Origin of the sequence: Halomonas jincaotanensis (genome assembly GCF_018448785.1) — a bacterium.
Lineage (GTDB): Bacteria > Pseudomonadota > Gammaproteobacteria > Pseudomonadales > Halomonadaceae > Halomonas > Halomonas jincaotanensis.
Genome location: NZ_JAHCLU010000006.1, coordinates 33,485 through 51,367, shown reverse-complemented (window position 1 = coordinate 51,367; position 17,883 = coordinate 33,485). Strand labels below are relative to the sequence as shown.

Annotated in this window: 16 protein-coding genes; 14 read left to right on the top strand and 2 right to left on the bottom strand. The window is 63.0% G+C overall.

From position 1 onward, the window contains the following. The first annotated feature begins 20 nt into the window (after positions 1-20). From atpD to KG088_RS06810, 7 genes are all read left to right on the top strand, one after another. Entirely contained in the window at positions 21-1,397 is a 1,377-nt protein-coding gene (atpD, locus tag KG088_RS06840) for a F0F1 ATP synthase subunit beta (RefSeq protein WP_213824760.1), read from the top strand. A 25-nt stretch (positions 1,398-1,422) separates the two neighbouring features. Then, entirely contained in the window at positions 1,423-1,854 is a 432-nt protein-coding gene (locus tag KG088_RS06835) for a F0F1 ATP synthase subunit epsilon (RefSeq protein WP_089793695.1), read from the top strand. Between the two features lie 183 nt (positions 1,855-2,037). Further along, positions 2,038-2,835, top strand: coding sequence for an undecaprenyl-diphosphate phosphatase (locus KG088_RS06830; protein ID WP_213824759.1), 798 nt, complete (start codon positions 2,038-2,040; stop codon positions 2,833-2,835). Positions 2,836-2,879: 44 nt separating this feature from the next. Next, on the top strand, positions 2,880-3,950 hold the full coding sequence (locus tag KG088_RS06825) for an FAD:protein FMN transferase (protein WP_250148112.1): 1,071 nt from the start codon (positions 2,880-2,882) through the stop codon (positions 3,948-3,950). A gap of 81 nt (positions 3,951-4,031) precedes the next feature. Then, on the top strand, positions 4,032-5,396 hold the full coding sequence (glmU, locus tag KG088_RS06820) for a bifunctional UDP-N-acetylglucosamine diphosphorylase/glucosamine-1-phosphate N-acetyltransferase GlmU (RefSeq protein ID WP_213824757.1): 1,365 nt from the start codon (positions 4,032-4,034) through the stop codon (positions 5,394-5,396). A gap of 40 nt (positions 5,397-5,436) precedes the next feature. Beyond that, the gene (gene glmS / locus KG088_RS06815; RefSeq protein WP_213824756.1) at positions 5,437-7,272 is read left to right on the top strand and encodes a glutamine--fructose-6-phosphate transaminase (isomerizing); all 1,836 of its coding nucleotides are present in this window, start codon (positions 5,437-5,439) and stop codon (positions 7,270-7,272) included. A 6-nt stretch (positions 7,273-7,278) separates the two neighbouring features. Continuing rightward, positions 7,279-8,136 (top strand): DUF72 domain-containing protein, encoded by an 858-nt coding sequence (locus tag KG088_RS06810; protein WP_213824755.1) that lies wholly within the window; start codon positions 7,279-7,281, stop codon positions 8,134-8,136. A gap of 61 nt (positions 8,137-8,197) precedes the next feature. Here the strand turns inward: KG088_RS06810 and KG088_RS06805 are convergent, their stop codons facing one another. Next, positions 8,198-8,413, bottom strand: a complete 216-nt coding sequence (locus tag KG088_RS06805) for a PA3496 family putative envelope integrity protein (RefSeq protein ID WP_213824754.1) — start codon at positions 8,411-8,413, stop codon at positions 8,198-8,200. Between the two features lie 276 nt (positions 8,414-8,689). Here KG088_RS06805 and hexR point away from each other — a divergent pair, with 276 nt between their 5' ends. From hexR to KG088_RS06785, 4 genes are all read left to right on the top strand, one after another. Next, complete coding sequence (gene hexR / locus KG088_RS06800) at positions 8,690-9,553, top strand: transcriptional regulator HexR (protein WP_213824753.1); 864 nt, start codon at positions 8,690-8,692, stop codon at positions 9,551-9,553. A 65-nt stretch (positions 9,554-9,618) separates the two neighbouring features. Then, a complete protein-coding gene (gene uvrD, locus KG088_RS06795) occupies positions 9,619-11,823 on the top strand; it encodes a DNA helicase II (RefSeq protein WP_213824752.1) in 2,205 nt (734 codons plus the stop codon). Positions 11,824-11,851: 28 nt separating this feature from the next. Continuing rightward, positions 11,852-12,310, top strand: coding sequence for a phosphate-starvation-inducible PsiE family protein (locus tag KG088_RS06790; protein ID WP_250148111.1), 459 nt, complete (start codon positions 11,852-11,854; stop codon positions 12,308-12,310). 74 nt (positions 12,311-12,384) lie between these two features. Continuing rightward, a complete protein-coding gene (locus KG088_RS06785; protein ID WP_213824751.1) occupies positions 12,385-13,479 on the top strand; it encodes a TRAP transporter substrate-binding protein in 1,095 nt (364 codons plus the stop codon). Positions 13,480-13,520: 41 nt separating this feature from the next. On the opposite strand, the gene KG088_RS06780 is transcribed toward KG088_RS06785, so the two are convergent. After that, complete coding sequence (locus KG088_RS06780; protein WP_213824750.1) at positions 13,521-13,919, bottom strand: acyl-CoA thioesterase; 399 nt, start codon at positions 13,917-13,919, stop codon at positions 13,521-13,523. 120 nt (positions 13,920-14,039) lie between these two features. Between KG088_RS06780 and KG088_RS06775 the strand changes: the two genes are divergently transcribed. The 3 genes from KG088_RS06775 to pstA all read left to right on the top strand — a co-directional run bounded on the left by KG088_RS06775 (position 14,040) and on the right by pstA (position 17,854). Next, positions 14,040-14,984: a PstS family phosphate ABC transporter substrate-binding protein gene (locus tag KG088_RS06775; RefSeq protein ID WP_213824749.1), complete on the top strand. Its 945-nt coding sequence runs from the start codon at positions 14,040-14,042 to the stop codon at positions 14,982-14,984. A gap of 64 nt (positions 14,985-15,048) precedes the next feature. Then, positions 15,049-16,269, top strand: a complete 1,221-nt coding sequence (locus tag KG088_RS06770; RefSeq protein ID WP_213824748.1) for an ABC transporter permease subunit — start codon at positions 15,049-15,051, stop codon at positions 16,267-16,269. A 1-nt stretch (position 16,270) separates the two neighbouring features. After that, on the top strand, positions 16,271-17,854 hold the full coding sequence (gene pstA / locus KG088_RS06765; RefSeq protein WP_213824747.1) for a phosphate ABC transporter permease PstA: 1,584 nt from the start codon (positions 16,271-16,273) through the stop codon (positions 17,852-17,854). The last annotated feature ends 29 nt before the right edge of the window (positions 17,855-17,883 follow it).

The following is a 17,883-nucleotide window of genomic DNA, read 5'->3' as shown; positions in this document are numbered from 1 at the left end:
GGTATTTGAGAGGAACCAAGATGAGCGGACGTATCGTACAAATCATCGGCGCGGTGATTGACGTAGAGTTTCCGCGGGACGATGTTCCCAAGGTCTACGACGCGCTGAAGGTCTCGGAAGTCGGGACCGTTCTCGAGACTCAGCAGCAGCTGGGTGATGGCGTGGTGCGCACCATCGCCATGGGCTCCACCGAAGGTCTCAAGCGCGGCATGGCGGTCGACAACACCGGTGCCGCCATTTCCGTGCCGGTAGGTACGGAGACGCTGGGTCGCATCATGAACGTGCTCGGCGAGCCCATCGACGAGGCGGGGGAGATCGGCGAGGCCGAGCGCATGCCGATACACCGCAAGGCGCCCGGCTATGCCGACCAGGCCGCTGCCGAAGAACTGCTGGAGACCGGCATCAAGGTCATCGACCTGGTCTGCCCGTTCGCCAAGGGCGGCAAGGTCGGCTTGTTCGGTGGCGCCGGTGTGGGCAAGACGGTCAACATGATGGAGCTGATCCGCAACATCGCCACCGAGCATAGCGGTTACTCGGTGTTCGCCGGTGTCGGTGAGCGGACCCGCGAGGGTAACGACTTCTATCATGAGATGACTGAATCCAACGTTATCGACAAGGTATCGTTGGTCTACGGTCAGATGAACGAACCGCCGGGCAACCGCCTGCGCGTCGCGCTGACCGGCCTGACCATCGCCGAGAAGTTCCGCGATGAAGGCCGTGACGTGCTGCTTTTCGTCGACAACATCTACCGTTATACCCTGGCCGGTACCGAGGTCTCGGCGTTGCTGGGCCGTATGCCGTCGGCGGTGGGTTACCAGCCGACCCTGGCCGAAGAGATGGGCTTGCTTCAGGAGCGCATCACCTCGACCAAGACCGGATCGATCACTTCTGTACAGGCCGTCTATGTGCCGGCGGATGACCTGACCGACCCGTCACCGGCGACCACCTTCGCCCACCTGGATGCGACCGTGGTACTGGCGCGCTCGATTGCCGAACTGGGCATCTACCCGGCCATCGACCCGCTGGATTCTACCTCGCGTCAGCTCGACCCGCTGGTCGTGGGCGAGGAGCACTACAACACTGCGCGGGGCGTGCAGGGGGTGCTGCAGCGCTACAAGGAGCTCAAGGACATCATCGCCATCCTGGGGATGGACGAGCTGTCCGACGAGGACAAGCGGTCCGTGTACCGGGCGCGCAAGATCCAGCGCTTCCTGTCGCAGCCGTTCTTCGTCGCCGAGGTCTTCACCGGCTCGCCCGGCAAGTACGTGTCGCTCAAGGAAACCATTCGTGGCTTCCAGGGCATCCTCGACGGCGAGTACGATGAGCTGCCGGAACAGGCCTTCTATATGGTCGGCACCATCGACGAGGCCGTCGAGAAAGCCAACCAGATGAAGTAATCCCTTCCACCCGGGAGACGTCGTCATGACGAAAAGCTTCAAATGCGAGATCGTCAGCGCCCAGGAAGGTATCTTCTCTGGGGAGATTGAGCGGATCATCGCCAATGGCCTGATGGGCGAGCTGGGGATTCTTCCCGGCCACGCCCCGCTGCTCACCGAGCTCCAGCCGGGGCCGGTGCGCGTGATCTACGATGGCGGCCAGGAGGAGAGCTATTACGTCTCGGGAGGCTTCCTGGAAGTCCAGCCCGACGTGGTGACCATCCTGGCCGATGCGGCGACCCGTGCGCATGACATCAATGAAGCGGCTGCCGAAGAGGCACGCCAGCAAGCGCTGAAACACCTGAATGACAAGTCATCCGAGCTCGACTATACCCGCGCCTCGGCCGAGCTTGCCGAGGCGGTGGCGCAGCTGCGGACCATTCAGCAATTGCGCAAGAAGGCCGGCGGCAAGAGCTGAGCGAGCTCTCCGCCGTAGATGACGCCCCCCGGACCCGGTTCGGGGGGCGTTTTTTCGTGCGTTACGGCGTTACTTAGCGCTTCCTGAGGCATCAACGGGCGGACATCACGCCCCGGCTTGTGTATCCTCTTCACGGTCTTTAACACGGGTCTCACCGTCTCCGTTCCTTCAGCAGGAAGCTTCATGGATTGGCTCCAGATCGTCGTTCTTTCTATCGTTCAGGGACTGACCGAGTTCCTGCCCGTATCCAGCTCCGCCCACTTGATTCTGGTGCCGGTCTTTTCCGATTGGGGGGACCAAGGTCTGGCCTTCGATGTGGCGCTGCATCTGGGCAGCCTGACGGCGGTCGTTCTCTACTTTCGCCATGAGCTGGTTGCCATGACGCGCAGCTGGGGTATCAGTGTGGCGGGGAAAGGCACCGACGACGACGCCCGCCTGGCCTGGTGGGTGATCCTGGCTACCGTGCCGGTGGCGCTTGCCGGACTGAGCTTGCACGATACCATCGAGACGGCCATGCGCTCGCCACTCATTCTGGCCGGTGGGTTGATTGTCTTCGGGATTCTGCTGGGGTATGCCGACTGGCGCCATCGGGGTGCCCGTAGCGAATACAGCATGAACTGGGTCGACGTGCTGTGGATCGGACTCGCGCAGGCGCTGGCACTGATTCCCGGCACGTCGCGTTCGGGGATCACCATGACTGCGGCCCTGCTTCTCGGCTTGAACCGCGAGGCGTCGGCACGCTTTTCCTTCTTGCTGTCGATCCCGGTCATCGTGCTGGCCGCGGGCCTCGAAATCTTCAATCTCGTTAACGCTTCCGTATCGGTGAATGTGACCAACATGCTGTTGGGAGCGCTGGTGTCAGGGCTCAGCGCCTATCTGTGTATTCACTATTTTCTGGCCTTCATCCGACGCCTCGGCATGCAGCCCTTCGTGGTCTACCGGCTGATTCTCGGTGTCGCCCTGCTGTGGCTGTTCGGCTAGCCGCTTTTTTTACGCCTTGACGGAGTCTGTTCACGATGTTGTCGATGCGCTGCTTGCCATGGTGTCTGACCCTGCTGCTGGTGTTGCTGGTAGGCTGTTCCGAGCGGGATCGCCCCTTGGAGTCGCCGGTCAAGCTTGAAGGCGAAATCTTCGGGACCTTCTACCAGGTGTCGATCGCCGACCCGCTGACCCTGAGCGAGGCCGAGGTGCTGGAAGAAGGGATTGTTGCCGAACTCGAATCGGTGGATGCGGCCATGTCCACCTGGCGTGACGATTCGGAGCTGATGGTCTTCAATGAGGCGCCGGTGGGAGAGTGGCAGCCGCTCTCCGACGAGCTGATCGAGGTGTTATCGATCAGTCAATCGGTGGGTAAGGCAAGCGACGGCGCCTTGGACATCACCATCGGCGGATTGGTGAACTTGTGGAGTTTCGGCCCCGAGGCGCGGTCCCGCGAGGCGCCGGATGACGAGACCCTGACAACACGGTTGGCCGAGATCGGCCCCGACAGCCTTGAGCTTGATGTCGAATCTCGCCAGGCTCGGCGGACCCGGGAGGTTTTCATCGATCTCTCCGCTGTGGCCAAGGGCCATGCGACCGATCGCGTCGCGAATTATCTGGAGCGCCAGGACATGGAGCATTACCTGGTCAACCTCGGCGGTGACTTGCTGGCCCAAGGGTATCGAGACCGGGAAGATACGCCATGGCAGATCGGTATCGAAAGACCCCATAATGGACCGCAGCAGGCGCGGCATATCCTCCCGCTGCACGATATTTCGGTGGCCACTTCGGGTGATTATCGCAACTACTTCGAGTCGGAGGGACAACGTTATTCGCATACCCTGGATCCGCGTACCGGGCGGCCCATCGAACATCGCCTGGCTTCGGTGACGGTTGCGCATCCCTCTAACGCCTGGGCGGATGCCTGGGCCACGGCCTTGATGGTGCTGGGCGACGAACAGGGCATGAGGGTGGCCCGCGGCCAGCAGCTAGAGGTGCTGATGATCGTGCGCGACGATGACGGTGGCTGGCTCAGTCGTGTCAGCCCCGCGTTCGTCACGCACTTCGGCGAGGCGCTGGTCGAAGAAGAAGACCTCGAGGTCGGAAATGAGACGTGACACCGTCGGGTCGGTGGAAAACGGCCGTCCCGCCTGCAATTCGTTAAACTGGCAACAACGACCAATCGTCAAGGAGTCACGATGAGTCTCGATGTGGTGATCCTCGCGGCTGGGCAGGGCAGTCGCATGCGTTCTACTCGGCCCAAGGTGGTCCATCGCCTGGCCGGCAAACCCATGGTGCGACACGTCATCGACACGGCTCACGGGCTCCAGGCCGAGCGGACCCATGTGGTGGTGGGACACGGCGCCGATCATGTGCGTGAAGCGCTTGTCGACTGTCCGGTCCGATTCGCCTTGCAGACCGAGCAGAAAGGCACTGGCCATGCCGTGGCCCAGGCGCTGAAGGGACTGGGCAATGGCAAGGTGTTGGTACTCTACGGCGATGTGCCACTGATTCGCCGCGAAACGTTGGCGAAGCTGCTCGAGAGCGTCGACGAACAGCATCTCGGGCTGCTGACCGTTACCCTGGAGAATCCGGGGGGCTATGGTCGTATCCTGCGCAATGTCGACGGCGAGGCGGTGGCAATTGTCGAGCACAAGGATGCCAGCGACGCCCAGCGGGCGATTCGCGAGTGCAATACCGGTATCATGGCGATGACCGCCCAACAGTTGCAGCGCTGGTTGCCGCAGCTCTCCGCCGACAACACCCAAGGCGAATATTATCTCACCGATATCATCGCCATGGCCGCTGCCGAGGGCGTCACGATCGTCACTACCCAGCCTGACCGAACGCGAGAGGTTGAGGGAGTCAATAACCGTGCCGAACTGGCGCGTCTGGAGCGGGCGTACCAGCGAGACCAGGCCGAGGCGCTGATGGCGGGCGGTGTGGCGCTTATCGATCCAGATCGCCTGGATATCCGGGGCACACTGACCTGCGGCCACGACGTGGAGATCGATGTCGGTTGTGTCTTCGAGGGCGATGTCGAACTGGGGGAAGGGGTGCGCATTGGTCCATACTGCGTGATTCGCGACAGTCATGTCGGCGCCGAATCGGTAATCGAATCGCACAGCGTGCTCGATGGGGCGGTCGTGGCCGGTCGCAACTATATCGGCCCCTTTGCGCGCTTGCGGCCGGGGTCGCGGCTGGCGGTCGGGGCGAAAATCGGCAACTTCGTCGAAACCAAGAATGTCGAGGTTGGCGAGGGCAGCAAGATCAATCATCTGAGCTACGTGGGCGACGCTCGCCTGGGTCGCAACGTCAATATGGGCGCGGGGACCATCACCTGCAACTACGATGGCGCCAACAAGCATCGCACCGAGATCGATGACGAGGCCTTCATCGGCTCGAACACTGCGCTGGTGGCGCCGGTCAGCGTCGGCAAAGGGGCGACGGTGGGGGCGGGGTCGACGATCAGCAAAGATGTCGCCGATGGTGCCCTGTGCGTGTCGCGCAGCCGCCAGGTCAGCAAGCCTGGCTGGACGCGGCCAACCAAGCGTTCGTCGTAGTCGCTGGTGTATTTCCAGCCCTGCAACAAGGAGAAGTGGCATGTGTGGAATCGTCGGTGCCGTTGCCGAGCGCAATGTTCAAGGCATCCTGCTTGAAGGCCTCAAGCGACTCGAGTATCGCGGCTATGATTCGGCAGGCATGGTGGTTCAGTCGCCCGGCGGCAGCCTGCAGCGCCGTCGGGCGGCGGGAAAGGTGGCAGCGCTAGAGGAGCGTCTCGCTGCCGAACCGTTGTCGGGCCGCTGTGGCATCGCCCACACCCGCTGGGCGACCCATGGCCGGCCCACCGAAACCAATGCGCATCCGCATCAATCCGGCGAGCGGCTGGCGGTGGTGCACAACGGCATCATCGAGAACCATGAAACCCTGCGTCGTGAACTGGTCGCTAACGGTTATGACTTCAGCTCGGAAACCGATACGGAAGTGGTGGCCCACTTGGTGGACCAGGAATCTCGCACCGGCGACGACCTGCTCGATGCGGTGAAACGGGCCCTGGCGAAACTCGATGGCGCCTATGCGCTGGCGGTGATGAACGCCCAGGATTCCGATGTCATTATCGGCGCGCGCAAGGGCAGCCCGTTGGTCGTCGGCGTGGGGATCGACGAGGCCTTCCTGGGCTCTGACCCGCTGGCATTGCTGCAGGTCACCGACCGCTTCATCTATCTGGAGGAGGGTGATCTGGTGCGCCTGTCACGCGGGGGCGCCATCGAGATTCACGATGCGTCGGGTCGGGTGGTAGAGCGCCAGGTGCATACCTTCGAGCATGGCGATGGCGCCGCCAGCAAGGGCGAGTTTCGCCACTTCATGCTCAAGGAGATCCATGAACAGCCGGCAGTGATCGCCGCTACGCTGGAAGGTCGTCTGGGCGAACATGGGGCGCTGGTGGAGAGCTTTGGCCCTGAGGCCGCAGCCCTGTTCGATCGCGTCAAGCAGGTGCATATCGTGGCGTGTGGCACCAGTTATCATGCCGGCATGGTGGCGCGGTACTGGCTCGAGCGTTTCGCCGGCGTCCCTGTCCAGGTCGAGGTCGCCTCCGAATACCGCTACCGCCGGGTGGTGGTGCCCGAGGGAACGCTGTTTGTGACGCTCTCCCAGTCCGGTGAGACCGCCGATACCCTGGCGGCGTTGCGCTTTGCGCGTGAAAGCGGCTATCTGGGCAGTCTGGCGATCTGCAACGTGCCGGGAAGCTCCCTAGTGCGCGAATCGGACCTGACTCTGATGACGCACGCCGGGCCAGAAATCGGCGTGGCTTCCACCAAGGCCTTCACCACCCAGCTCGTCGCGCTGTTGCTGTTGACCCTGTCGCTGGGTCGGATAAAGGGCCTGGACGAGACCGTTCAGGCCGAGCTGGTGTCGGCCCTGAGGGGCCTGCCGGCGCTGATCACGCGGGTCCTGGCGCTTGATGGGCAGATCGAGTCGCTCTCCACTGCCTTCGCCGAGAAGCACCATGCGCTCTTCCTGGGGCGTGGGGCTCACTTCCCCATTGCCTTGGAAGGAGCGTTGAAGCTCAAGGAGATTTCCTATATCCATGCCGAGGCCTACCCGGCCGGCGAGCTGAAGCATGGTCCCTTGGCGCTAGTGGACAGCGAGATGCCAGTCATCTCGGTGGCGCCCAATGATGAGCTGCTCGACAAGCTCAAGTCCAACCTGCAGGAGGTCCGTGCCCGAGGCGGTGAGCTTTATGTGTTCGCCGACGAGCATGTGGTACTGGAGGAGGCGGAGGGGATCCACGTGATGCGCTTGCCGCATGTTCACGAGGCCCTGGCGCCGATCCTCTACACTCTGCCGCTGCAATTGCTCAGCTATCACGTGGCGGTGCTCAAGGGCACCGACGTCGATCAGCCGCGCAACCTGGCCAAGTCGGTGACAGTGGAGTAATCCCCAATGCCGCGCCTTTATCTTGGCCTGCCGATGTGGGCCAACGACGCCTGGCGCGGCAGCCTCTATCCGCCTCACCCCGGCAGCGATGGGTGGTTGGGCGATTATGCTCGGATATTTTCCAGCGTGGAGGGCAATACCACCTTCTACAGCGGCGCCCCACGAGCCGAAAAGGTGGCGGCCTGGGCGAGGCAGGCACCCGCCGGGTTTCGCTTCTGTTTCAAATTGCCGGCACGGCTGACGCATGAACTTCGACTGGTAGGGATAGAATCCGAGTTCGAGGCGTTTCTCGAGGCGCTGGCGCCATTGCACGATCGCCTGGGCCCAATGATGGTTCAGCTGCCCAGGGATTTTGGTGTCGACGAGCTGCCACAGCTGGATCACCTGCTGTCTCGCTGGCCGTCAGCAATCCCCTGTGCGGTGGAAGTGCGACACAGTGAATTCTTCCACAAGGGGGAGGCGGAAACTGCGCTTAACCAATTGTTGATAAGTCAAGGCGTGGATCGAGTAATGCTCGATGTGCGGGCGCTGTTCGCAACATTGGATAATGAGGCCCCGGTAGTGCATAAGGCACGGAAGGAAAAGCCAAAACGCCCATTACACGTGCTTTCCACGGCAGAGAGGCCATTGGTGCGTTTCATCGGTCACTTGGATACTAAGCTCAACGAGCGTTATTTCGAGCCTTGGATCGAGCGGCTCTGCCTGTGGATAAATCAGGGGAAAACCCCTTTTCTGTTTGTGCATACTCCGGATAACCGCCAGGCCCCGGAACTCGCTCAGCGCCTGTATTCGCGGCTTATCGAACGCTGTTCACTGCCGCCTCTCGCGCCCTTCGCTGGGGAGAGTCAGGCTAGCCTGTTCTGAACCGTTTCGTGTGCCGTTGTCCTTCTATCCCCTTCGCCATTCGTTCCATGGCCTTCCTGTTTCAGTGTATTTCGTCTTCTACTGCTTCGTCCTCGGGCAGTGAGGCGAGATGTTGCGAGAGCTGCTTGAACTCCTTGTGTAATTCGATACCTCGCCGCGCGCGTAGATTACGTTGAGCGGCGGTGCGGGAGCGCTGCTCGTGTTCGGCAACTCGCATGCTCATGAAGATGTCGAGGAGTTCCGTCTTCAGGGAGGATAACCGTTCGACATTGCGCATGTTTGACTCTCCTGTCTGCAGTGAATGTGCCGGCATCATGGACGCTGCGCGACACTGCAATTCTTACTATACCTCACTTGACAGAATGATGACGGGGTGGGTGAAAAAGCCACAACGCTGTATTAACGCTGATGAAAATCACACTCTGCATGCGTCACTCGACTGGGCGGTGCCCATCACGGGTCGGCTTGGGGCATACTAGGTGGGCGTATTCGCCATCGTTTTTCGCCGTCTCGCTCGTTATGTGGCGGGAGGCCTGCCTGCAAGGAGTGTCACGTGAGCCGTGCCCTGTTCGATGAGATGAGACGACGCATGGAGCATTTTCGTCGCTCCGAACAGAAGGTCGCTCGTTTCGTTCTGCGCAATCCTGAAGACGTTATCCATATGCGCATCGTCGACCTGGCGACTGAAGCCAAGGTCAGCGAACCAACGGTGGTGCGATTCTGTCGGGCGCTGGGTTGCGGTGGCTTTCAGGACTTCAAGTTGCAGCTGGCTCAGATGTTGGCCACGGGCAATCAGTTTGCCCAGTTTTCGATGAGCGACAGCGATTCGGTGGCGGAGTTTTCCCACAGTATCTTCGATTCCACCGTGGGGACCCTGCTGTCGGTGCGTGACCGACTCGACAATGAGGCCCTCGGCCAGGCGATCAATGCCCTGGCGATGGCCAACCGGGTGGAATTCTACGGTTTCGGCGCCTCGGGAGCGGTGGCCTTCGATGCCCAGCACAAGTTCTTCCGCCTGCAGATCTCCACCGCTGCTCACGCCGATCCGCACATGCAGAACATGTCGGCGGTGACCCTCAAGGAGGGCGACGTGGTGGTGGCGATCTCCCAGACCGGCCGCACGCGCGCCCTGGTAGCCAGCGTGCGCCTGGCCCGCGAGGCCGGCGCCACGGTGATCGGCCTGTGCCCCAGCGGCTCGCCGCTGGCAGAGGAAGTCACCCTACCGCTGTATATCGATGTCCACGAGGACACCGAGATCTACACGCCCATGAGCTCGCGGATCGCCCACCTGGTGCTGGTCGACGTGCTGGCGGTGGGAGTGGCCAAGACCCGCGGGCCACGGCTCGCCGAGCAGCTCCGCGAAGTGAAGAAGAGTCTCACGCCGCTGCGCTTCCCCGAGCCGCAGCGCAAGCCCTGAGCCCGCGCGGCAGGGCGATATGCTAAGCTGGGCGCTCATTTTCGACTCGGCAATCGCTTCCCGCTATGGACGACGTCACGGCCATCCTCGATCACCTCAACACCGCCCAGCGCGAGGCCGTCAGCGCCCCACAGGGCAACATGCTGGTGCTGGCCGGCGCCGGCTCGGGCAAGACCCGGGTGCTGGTCCACCGCATCGCCTGGCTGATGCAGGCCGAAGGGCTCTCGCCCTATGCGGTACTCGCCGTGACCTTCACCAACAAGGCGGCCCGCGAGATGCGCACCCGCCTCGAGGCGTTGCTCGGCATCTCGCTGCGCAACGTCTGGGTCGGCACCTTTCATTCCATCGCCCACCGCTTGCTGCGCACCCACTGGCAGGATGCGCGACTGCCGCAGCATTTCCAGATTATCGACTCCGACGACCAGCTGCGCCTGGTCAAGCGTCTGCTCAAGGACTACCGCATCGATGACGAGCGCTTCCCGCCGCGCCAGGTGCAGTCGTTCATCTCCGGTTGCAAGGAGGAAGGCCTGCGTCCCCACCAGGTCGACGCTCACGGTGATGCCTATCTCGGCCAGATGGTCGAGCTGTACGAGCGTTATCAGCTGACCTGCGATCGCGGTGGCCTGGTCGATTTTGGCGAGCTGCTGCTCAGAAGCCTGGAGCTGATCCGCGACAACCCGGCGCTGCTCGCCCATTACCAGGAGCGCTTCGGGCATGTACTGGTCGACGAGTTCCAGGACACCAATACCCTGCAGTACGCCTGGCTCAAGCTGCTTTCCGGCATGCGCACGCCGATGACCGTGGTCGGCGACGACGACCAGTCGATCTACGGCTGGCGCGGCGCGCGGGTGGAGAACATCCGCCGCTTCGAGCAGGAATTCACCGACACGCGCACCGTGCGCCTGGAGCAGAACTACCGCTCGACCAGTGCCATCCTCGATGCCGCCAACGCCTTGATCAGTCACAACGCCGGACGCATGGGCAAGGAGCTGTGGACCGACGACAGCCGCGGCGAGCCTATCTCGCTGTATGCCGGATTCAACGACCTCGACGAGGCGCGCTTTATCGTCGATAGCATCAAGGAACGGGTCAACGAAGGCCATACGCGTCGCGAGATCGCCATCCTCTATCGCTCCAACGCCCAGTCCCGGGTGATCGAGGAGACGCTGATCCGCCAGGGCGTGCCTTACCGCATCTACGGCGGTCAGCGCTTCTATGAACGCCTGGAGATCAAGAACGCGCTGGCCTACCTGCGCCTGCTGCTCAACCGCGACGACGATGCGTCACTCGAGCGGGTGATCAACGTGCCGGCCCGCGGCATCGGCACCCGCACCGTCGAGATACTGCGCAGCCGAGCTCGCCAGACCAGCGTCTCACTGTGGCAGGCGCTGCACGATGCCCTGCTCGATGCCTCGCTCAAGGGCCGCGCCGCTTCGGCCACCAAGTCCTTCGCCGATGTGATCGAGCGCCTCGACAACGATACCGCCGGCCTGGCGCTCGACGAGATCATCGATCACGTCATGGCACATACGGGGCTGATCGAGCACCATCGCAGCGAACGGGGCGAGAAAGGCCAAGCGCGTGTCGAGAACCTCGAGGAACTGGTCACGGCGGCCAAGGCGTTCACCCAGGGCGATGCCTTCGAGCCGCCGGTGGCCGGTGAGGGCGTGGTGGCGCTGGAGGCCTTCCTGGCCGAAGCGGCGCTTAACGCCGGCGACCATGAAGCCGAGGACTTCGAGGATGGCGTGCAGCTGATGACCCTGCACTCCGCCAAGGGACTCGAGTTCCCGGTGGTCTTCATCGCGGGCGTCGAGGAGGGACTCTTCCCGCACCGGATGTCGATGGAGGAACCGGGCCGCCTCGAGGAAGAACGGCGGTTGTGCTACGTGGGGCTGACCCGCGCCATGCGCAAGCTGTACCTGACCCATGCCGAGCTCAGGCTCCTGCATGGCAAGGAGACCTTCCAGCGTCCCTCGCGCTTCCTGCGCGAGATCCCCGCGGAATTTCTCGTAGAGGTCCGCCTGCGCGGCCAGATCTCGCGTCCGGTGACCACGTCTCGTCCCAGTCAGGGCTGGCGCCAGAGCTCGGTCAACGGCGGCGATACATTACCGTCGCTCTCGTTGGGCCAGCGGGTCAGTCATCCGGTGTTCGGCGAGGGGGTGATTCTTAACGCCGAAGGGGAGGGCGAACGGGCTCGCGTCCAGGTCAGCTTCGAGGGCGAGGGCGACAAGTGGCTGGTACTGGGTTTCGCCAAGCTGACACCACTGTGAGCGAGGGTGATGTGAACGGAGATAGCGCATGCTGAAGAAATGGTTCCCCGAACTGGTGGGTCAGTGGTCGACGCTCTCGGGTTATCAGCGTTTCGAGCGGCTGGTGTCGCTGGTGCTCACCATGGCGATCGGGGCCGTCGTACTGGTGGCTATCTACTACCTGGTCCGTCACGTCATTGAGCTGCTGTTTCTGCAGACTCGCGATCCCTTCGACTATCGCGTTTTCCAGGCGGTTTTCGATATGATCCTGACGGTACTGATCGCGATGGAATTCAATAATTCCATCGTGCGTACTATGGAAGACCGCGGCAGCTTCATTCAGGTCGAGATCGTGGTGTTGATCGCGGTCATGGCCCTGGTCAGGAAGTTCATGGTCATGGATCTGGAGAGCATCGACCCCTGGATGATCGTGGCCCTGTCGTCGGCGGTGCTGGCGCTGGGCATCAGCTATTACCTGATCCGACTCGGTAACAAGATTTCGCGCTGAACCGTTCCTACTGGTTCCGCGCCAGCAGTGCCCTGTAAGCGCCCAGCGAATAAAATGATATGGAGTCACGCCGCATGCAACGACGCAAGTTCCTCAAGACCATCGGCATCAGTGCCGCCGCCGGCGCCACAGCGCCCTTCGTTACCACAGCGAGTGCCCAGGAAACCCTCACTTGGAACATGGTGACCTCCTGGCCCACCAACTTTCCTGCTCTGGGCACCGGTGCCAACGACTTTGCCAAGCGTATCGAGAAGCTCTCCAACGGTCGCATGCGTATTCGCGTGCATGGGGCCGGCGAGTTGGTGCCACCGCTCGAGGTGTTTGATGCGGTATCGGCCGGCACCGCCGAAATGGGCCATTCCGCCTCCTACTATTGGCGTGGCAAGGTGGCCGCCTCGCAGTTCTTCACGGCCGTTCCCTTCGGCATGACCACCACCGAAACCAATGCCTGGCTCTACTACGGTGATGGCCAGGCGCTTTGGGACGAGATCTATGCCAGGCACAACCTCAAGCCCTTCCCGGTAGGCAACACCGGCACCCAGATGGGCGGCTGGTTCAAGGAGGAAGTCAATTCACTGGAGGACATGCAGGGCCTCAAGCTTCGTCTGCCGGGCCTGGCCGGTGAGGCAATGAACGGTATCGGTGTGACCACGGTCAACATGCCCGGTGGTGAGATCTTCACCTCCATGCAGACCGGGGTGCTGGACGCTGCCGACTGGGTCGGCCCCTACAACGATTTGGCCTTTGGCCTGCATCAGGTGGCCAAGTATTACTACACCTCGGTATGGAACGAGCCGAGTGCGATTCTCGAGGGAACCGTCAACCTAAACGCCTGGAACGCCCTGCCAGACGATCTCAAGGACGTGGTCACAGAGGCCGCGCGGGCCTCCAATCTGGCGATGATCAGCGAGTTTGCCTATCGCAACGCCGAGGCGTTGGAGACCCTGGTCAGCGAGCACGGCGTCGAGCTGCGTACCTTCCCCGAGGAGGTCATGGAAGCGCTCTATGCATCCTCGATGGACGTCCTACAGAAGCAGGTCGATGACGATGAGGAATCCAGGAAGGTATATGCGTCCTACCAGGCGTTCCAGAAACGGGTGCGGCCGTTCACCGATGTCGGTGAGTATGCCTACCTGAAGGCACGTGACAACCTCGTTACCGACGGTTGAGGCGTGGGCGCTCGTGACGGCGATTATTTCACTCAGCTTGTCTAGCGAACCGCGCGGATTCGCCCATTGTCATCGAGCGCGACCATCACGAAGCGGGCCTCGGTGACCTTGTAGAGCTCCTCGGGGTCGCGTTCGTGGGGTGGCCGAATCCATACCTCGACATCGACCTTCACCGAACTGTGGCCGATCTCATGCACCTCGGAAAAGATATTGACCATAGAGCCCACGCGCACCGGGCAGAGGAAATCCATCGCCTCGATAGCCACAGTGGCGGTACGGCCCACGGCCTCGCGGCCGGCGGCCAGTTCGGCGGCCTGGTCCATATGAGCAACTAGCCAGCCACCGGCGATATCGCCGTGAAGATTGGCATCCTGGCGGTTGGCCATCAGCTTAAGGGTCAGTTGACCCCGTGGCGCTGGAATGTCATCGAGTTCGGTCATCGGGGAAGGTCCATCTTGTTGTTTTGGGTATTGGGCGTGCGCGACATGTTAGCCGTTGCACCGGCTGCGCCACCAGCCTTGTGACATCATGACTCGGCTCGTCGGTTTCAGGGAGGCGGTATGCCAACCATAGCAAAGCGCTGGCGGTCGAGGCTCGTTGGCATGGTGCTGGCAGCCTGGCTGCCCTTGGCGAGTGCCGATGAGGTCGTCGGTACGCTTGGTGCTATCGGCTCGGACACCCTGGCGGGGCTGATGCTGCGTTGGGGGGAACAGCTCACCGAGCGTCACCCGGGGGTACGGCTGCAGCTACAGGCCAGTGGCTCGGCCAGTGCGCCGCCGGCCCTGAGTGCCGGTACAACCCGGCTGGGGCCTATGTCCCGGCCCATGACCAGTGAGGAGTGGCGGCGTTTCACGGAGCGTTACGGTTATCCACCGACTGAGATCGAGATCGCCCGGGACGCCCTGGTGGTGGTGGTGCATCGTCACAACCCGCTTGCGTCGTTGAGCCTTGCGACCGTGGATGCGATCTTCTCGGATACGCGGCGCTGCGGAAGCTCGCACGACATCACTCACTGGCGCCAGCTGGGCATCGATCGGCCGGTGGGACGCATCGAACTGCAGGGGCGCAATGCCGCCTCGGGAACCCATGACCTGTTCCGACGCCGTGCCTTGTGCGATGGCTATTTCCGCGTGCGTATCGATGAGCATCCCGGCTCGGCTGCGGTCGTCGAAGCAGTGGCGTCATCGTGGTCTGCAATGGGCTATGCGGGCCTCAACCATTTGACGCCGGGCATTCGCGCGCTGGCCCTGCGCGATGACGAGGGTTACGAGGTCGCCCCGCAGCCGGCGAAGGTGCGCTCGGGGGCGTATCCCCTGGCGCGTACCCTGTATCTCTATATCAATCTGCCTCCCGGTGAGGCCTTGCCGACCCCCGAACGTGCGCTGGTCGAGCAGATTCTGTCGGCCGAGGGACAGGCGACCGTGGCCGAGCTGGGGTTCGTCACGCTCCCCGAGGCGACCCTGATTCGCCAGCGTCGCCAGTTGGGGTTGGAGGACGGTGGATAATGCTGTCACGGCTTTGTCATGCGGTTGTCGTATTGTCGGATTGCAGCTTTCCGAGACGACAACCATGAAGGATGCTCTTCGAGCAGCGCGCTATCGGCAGCGCCTGCGCCAGGGCGTGGATCGTCTGGCGACGGCCCTGATTACCGCTGGCGGGATCGGGGTGATTGTCGCGGTCCTGGGCATCGGCGTGTTTCTGGCGGTCGAGGTCGTGCCGTTATTCTGGGCGTCCGATGTGGCAGACACGGTGAATATCGACGCGCTCTGGCTGCCCCAGACCTATGCGGGTCTCGACACGGCGCAATTCCGCTGGCAGCCCGCCGCCGTCGCGCCAGACGAGACCCCGCGCTACAGCATGGCACCGCTGGCCTGGGGAACACTCAAGGCGGCATTGTGGGCGCTGGTCATTGCGGTGCCGCTGGCGCTGGGGGCGGCGATCCACTCGGCCATGTACATGCCGCGGCGCCTGCGCAGTCGCCTCAAGCCGACGCTGGAACTGATGGAGGCGTTGCCCGGCGTGGTGATCGGTTTCATCGCCGGGCTGGTGCTGGCGCCCTGGGTGGAGCGCCACTTGGCCGGTACCTTCGCCCTGGTATTGGTGATGATTCCTGGCCTGTTCGCTGCGGGGATAATCCGAGGGCGGTTGCCGAGGCCCTGGCGCGATCGCCTGACGCTGGGCTGGGCGGGTCTCTGGCTGATGCCCTGGTTGATGCTGCTGGGCATAGCGGCGATCGAGCTGGCGCCTTGGCTGGAAGCGCGCTGGTTCGACGCCGACCTGCGCGGCTGGCTGGCGACTCGTTTCGGTCTCGATTATGCCAGCCGCAACGCGTTGATCGTCGGCCTGGCCATGGGGTTCGCGGTGATGCCCAGCATCTATGCGCTAGCTGAGGACGCCCTCTCCGGGGTGCCGTCGAGTCTCGCCGAGGGGGCCGAAGCGCTGGGCGCCACGCGTTGGCAGGCGTTTTGGCGCGTGGTGCTGCCGGCCGCCAGCCCTGGCCTCCTGTCGGCGGTGATGATCGGTGCTGGCCGCGCCGTGGGCGAGACCATGATCGTGCTGATGGCTAGCGGCAATACCGCGTTGATGAGCCTGAGCCCCCTTGAGGGGATGCGCTCCCTGGCCGCCAGTATCGCCATCGAGCTGCCCGAGGCAGCCCCCGGCGGCACTCATTATCGCTTGTTGCTGATGGCGGCGCTGTTGCTGTTCGTCTTTACCTTTCTGGTCAATACCCTGGCTGAAGTAGTGCGCACGCGCTTGCGTCGACGCTATCACCGCCTGGGAGGCGCCTGAAATGGCAGTTCCGAAACGGCGCGGGTTGCTTCGCGGCGAGGGGCCCTGGCCCTGGTTGACGGCCGGAAGCGTAGCGGTCTCGCTGCTGATGCTGGGAGCGCTGCTGCTCTTGCTGGCAACACGTGGCCTCGGCCACTTCTGGCCTGCCCCAGTGACGCTGGTCGAGCTTGAGGACGGCAGCCGCTTTGCGGGCACGGCGGTGAAGGAGGCACCTTTGCCGGGCGGCGAGGGTGACGAACGGCTCTATCGCACTGCCAATCGCGATCTGGAGGAAAGCCCCTGGACCTGGGTGGAAGTCGCGGCCATCGAGGCCGAGCGTCACCCCGACGATCTGGTAGTGCTGGAATGTCACCGCTGGGGGGCGTTTCACGGTCGCCTGGTGGCGCTACGAGGCGGTGGAGTCGGAGTGGAAGGGCAACGGGAAGAAGGTGGGGAAGACGCCCTGGTCGAGGGCGAGGCCGCCTGGCAGCGGCTCACGGCGCGCCTCGCCGAGCTGGAAATCCTGCGCGATGAGCTGGCCAGGTTGCGCGACGACACCATCCTGCCGCTGGCGGCGCGTCTAGCTGATGGTGGCAATGCCACGCTTGCCGACGAACTCGCCCACGCCCAAGCGCGGTTACGCGATCTCGAGGCGGCCATGGCCAGCGGTGACGTACTGCTGGAAAGCGTCGACGGCAAACGCCTCTGGCAGCCGATCGAGAGCATCTTGCGGGCCCAGCGGCCCAATGCCATGTCGGTCCCCGACAAGCTGGTGGCCTGGGGGCAGGGCGTGTGGCGCTTTCTCGCCGAAGGACCACGGGCGGCCAACAGTGCCGGTGGCGTCTGGCCGGCGATCTTCGGCACCGTGCTGATGGTGCTGCTGATGTCAGTGCTGGTCACGCCCTTCGGCGTATTGGCGGCGATCTATCTCAACGAAGTCGCCCACCAAGGACGCATGACCCGAATGGTGAGGATTGCCGTGCGCAACCTTGCCGGGGTGCCGTCCATCGTTTATGGCGTCTTCGGGCTGGGGGTCTTCGTCTATGGAATCGGCGGCTCGCTGGATGACTGGTTCTTCGCCGACACCCTGCCGTCGCCCACCTTCGGTACCGGTGGGCTGCTGTGGGCCTCGCTGACCCTGGCGCTGCTGACGCTGCCGGTAGTGATCGTGGCCACTGAGGAGGGTCTGGCGCGGATTCCTGACCATCAGCGTGAGGGTGCCCTGGCCCTGGGCGCTACGCGGCTGGAGATGCTCACGCGGGTGGTGCTGCCGATGGCGATGCCGGCGATGCTCACCGGGATGATCCTGGCCGTGGCGCGCGCCGCCGGTGAAGTGGCACCGCTGATGCTTGTCGGGGTGGCCAAGCTGGCGCCTCAGGTGCCGGTGGACGGCGACTTTCCCTTCCTGCACCTTGAAAGAAAGTTCATGCATCTTGGCTATCATATTTACGATGTGGCATTTCACGGCAGTGATGTACAGTCGGCGCTGCCCCTGGTGTATGCCACGGCCCTATTATTGGTGCTGGTAATTCTGGGGCTTAACCTGACTGCAATATTCATGCGTCATTATCTGAGGACGCGCCATGGCCGATTACCGCGTCACTGAATCGTGAGCGCGCCAGGGAGATCCGCTGA